The organism is Mesorhizobium sp. WSM3224 (genome assembly GCF_000427725.1).
Classification (GTDB): Bacteria; Pseudomonadota; Alphaproteobacteria; order Rhizobiales; family Rhizobiaceae; genus Mesorhizobium.
The window spans coordinates 1-3,007 of sequence record NZ_ATYO01000067.1; the positions used below are offsets into that span (position 1 = coordinate 1).

Annotated in this window: 3 protein-coding genes; all 3 read right to left on the bottom strand. The window is 61.3% G+C overall.

The window, feature by feature from the left end; translation table 11 throughout:
• Positions 1 to 493: 493 nt before the first annotated feature.
• Positions 494 to 1,245 (bottom strand): IS5 family transposase gene (locus tag YU3_RS40190; protein WP_156913702.1). Its coding sequence is split into 2 segments (ribosomal slippage): positions 494 to 915 and positions 915 to 1,245, totalling 753 coding nucleotides; the frame shifts between segments, so codons are not numbered across the junction.
• Between the two features lie 391 nt (positions 1,246 to 1,636).
• Positions 1,637 to 2,812, bottom strand: coding sequence for an IS91 family transposase (locus tag YU3_RS0133830; protein ID WP_027170296.1), 1,176 nt, complete (start codon positions 2,810 to 2,812; stop codon positions 1,637 to 1,639).
• Between the two features lie 12 nt (positions 2,813 to 2,824).
• The coding region (locus tag YU3_RS38300) for a tyrosine-type recombinase/integrase (protein ID WP_036260318.1) at positions 2,825 to 3,007 on the bottom strand (183 nt) is incomplete at its 5' end.

Below are 3,007 nucleotides of genomic sequence, written 5' to 3' on the forward strand. Positions count from 1 at the left end.
CGATCTCTTCCTGGAGCTTCTCACAGAGACGTTCCGGATCTTTGACAACGAGATCCGCTGAGCCGCGCGCGTCTTCGTTCGACAGCCCAATTCACTGGTTGGGTCCCATTGATGTGCAAGGACGCTCTCTTGGCCCCCACAGCCTCGGATTGCCGGAGAGCGCCGGCCAAGACCTCACGGCAGCGGCGATTGGGTTCGCTCACCTCGGCCTCCGCGTGGCGGGTTCACTTTTTCGTTCGTGTTTCGGACCCTCATATCCCCTGCTCGGACCTTGTCCGAATTTTTCATCCGACGCTCACCGCCACGGCTCTTTACCGCAGCAGCTCGGACTGGCTTGAAACCTCCTCCGGAAGGCCGATCGCGGAGTTCCCATCACTCACATAGCTTTCCGGTAAAGGATCAGTTCATACTAAACTCCTACCGTGCCTCTGCACACTTTCCTCGATGCACACGAGCTTGGTCGGATAGAGATCGAGCTAAGGCTTGTTGAGATTCAGCGTGAGTTTATGACGGCAGCAGCGAGATTGATGAAAGCCGCGAAGCTCTGGTCGGTTTTGTCAGCGCGCATGGCGATACGCTTGAATTCCTTGAGCTTGCAGAAGTAGTTCTCGATCAGATGGCGCCATTTGTAGAGTTCCTTGTCGAGCGGCAGGGGAAAAGTCCGACGTGAATGCTGTGAAATGACGATCTTGGCGCCGCGCTCATTCAGGTCGGCAATGATGGTGTTGCTGTCGAAAGCTTTGTCGGCGATCAAGCCACCAAAACAGACACCATCGATGAGCGGTGCGACACCCACCGTATCGAACCGCTGGCCGGGCAAAAGAACAAAGCGAACAAGATTGCCAAGTGCATCGGTGAGCGCCAGGATTTTGGTTGTCATGCCGCCCTTGGAGCGGCCTATGGCCTGGCTTTGAGCCCCCCTTTTGCGCCTTGTCCATGGCGATGGACCTTGACGATGGTGGCATCAACCATGGCGTATTCCATGTCGGGTTCATCCGAACAGGCCTCGAAAAGCCGAATGAAAACGTCCGCTTTGACCCAATCGCGGTATCGCTTGAAAACGGTGTTCCAACTCCCAAAGAAGGCTGGAAGGTCGCGCCACGAACTTCCTGTCCGCACGATCCAAAGCAACGCTTCGATGAACAGGCGATTGTCACCGCCACTTCGTCCGGGATCGGCTGGTTTACCCAGACAATGCGGTTCCATCTTCGCCCATTGGGCGTCCGTCAGTACGAATCGTTCCATCCAAAGCTTGAATCACAATCCAAGTTCAGGCGGAATCTGGAGGCTTCTGTGAGGTCCGCGGGCACGACGGAGCGGCCGGGTTGGCAGTCGGACCTCATTGCAAGCCGGATTGAACGGAGCCGCGGGCAGGACTGGCGCTATGGGGATTGTAGCCCGGAGCTGTGGCCGGGATAGTCTTCGCCAGGCGGATGAACAGCGTTCGCGGTTCGACCACAGCGATGGACAGCATGGCGGAAGGCAAAACCGTGATGGCGTAAACCGTCAGACAAGCAGCAGTGGCCTCTATCGCGGGGCTGGCTGCTTGCGGCTTTGTGCGATGGGCCAAGCGTTGGCGTTCCAGCGCCCATGGTGACGGATGCTGAGCATGGTGATGAGGAGGCGCCGGTGGCGATCATGAGGTGTCGCACCAGAACGGGCCGGGCGGTGCCTGTCCGCATCGCCAGACGACGAGCGTGATCATCCGTCCTCCACAGCATGGGCAGCGGTGCGTTGCCGCAGGAGCAGCGCTTTCGGCATCCGGTTCGCGATCATCCTGTTGTGGTTTGGTCAGCAGCCTGCGGCACTGGTCGAGCCTGGCGGCGCGATGGCCGTTGGCGAGGAAGCCGTAGTGGCGGATGCGATGGAAGCCGTCCGGCAGCGTGTGCAGCAGGAAGCGGCGGATGAACTCGTGCGCGTCGAGCGTCATCACCTTTGTCCTTCCGCCCTGACGATAATCCTTCCAGCGGAATCCGACACGATCGTTCTCCATGCTGATCAGCCGGGAATTGGCGATGGCGACGCGATGGGTGTAGCGACCGAGGTAGGCCAGCACTTGCCCTGGACCGCCGAACGGCGGTTTGGCGTAGACCACCCAGTCGAGGCGGCGCGCTCTGGCCAGCAGGTGGGTGAAGGCGGCTGGCTCGGTCAGGCCAGCAATATCGCCGAAGAATTTGAGGCTGTGGGCGTCGAAGGCGGCTCGTAGTTCCTCCAGAAAGCGGCGGCGAAACAGGCGTGACAGGACGCGCACCGGAAGGAAGAACCCTGGCCGACAGGAGACCCAGCGCGAGCCGTCGGGCGAGACGCCACCGCCCGGCACGATGCAATGGATGTGCGGATGGTAGGTGAGAGCCTGGCCCCAGCTATGCAGCACAGCGATGAGGCCGATCTCGGCACCCAGATGCCTGCGGTCGGCGGCGATCGTGCGCAGCGTCTCGGCCGCAGTCCTGAACAGGATGGCGTAAACCGCCGCCTTGTTCTGGAAGGCGATCGCGGCGACCTCGGCCGGTAACGTGAACACGACGTGGAAGTAGGGAACCGGCAGGAGTTCGGCCTCGCGTGCGGCGAGCCAGTCGCGGCAGGCCTGTCCCTGGCATTTTGGGCAATGCCGGTTGCGACAGGAATTGTAGGCCACGCGGATCGCCCCGCAGGATCGGCAGCCCTCGACATGGCCGCCGAGTTCGGCCGTCCGGCAGAGCTCGATCGCGCTCATCGTGCGGCGCTCGACGCGCCCGAGATGACCGTCATGGGCCTGTCGATACGCCTCGCCGTGGCGGCGGAAGATATCCGCCACCTCCAGTCTCGCCGACATGGGCGGAACCGATCAGCCCGGCGGCACCACTTCGATGTTCAGCCTGTCGAGCGGGCTCGTCGTGCGCCGGATGAGGCCGTTCGAGACCTTGGTGTAACGTGCCGTCGAGGAAAGATTGTTGTGGCCAAGCAGCACCTGGATGATGCGGATATCGGTGCCGTTCTCGAGCAGATGCGTGGCGAAGGAGTGCCTGAG

Excerpts from the sequence above, each read along its gene's own strand:
- YU3_RS0133830 (WP_027170296.1), bottom strand. The coding sequence starts at position 2,812 with ATGTCGGCGAGACTGGAGGTGGCGGATATCTTCCGCCGCCACGGCGAG.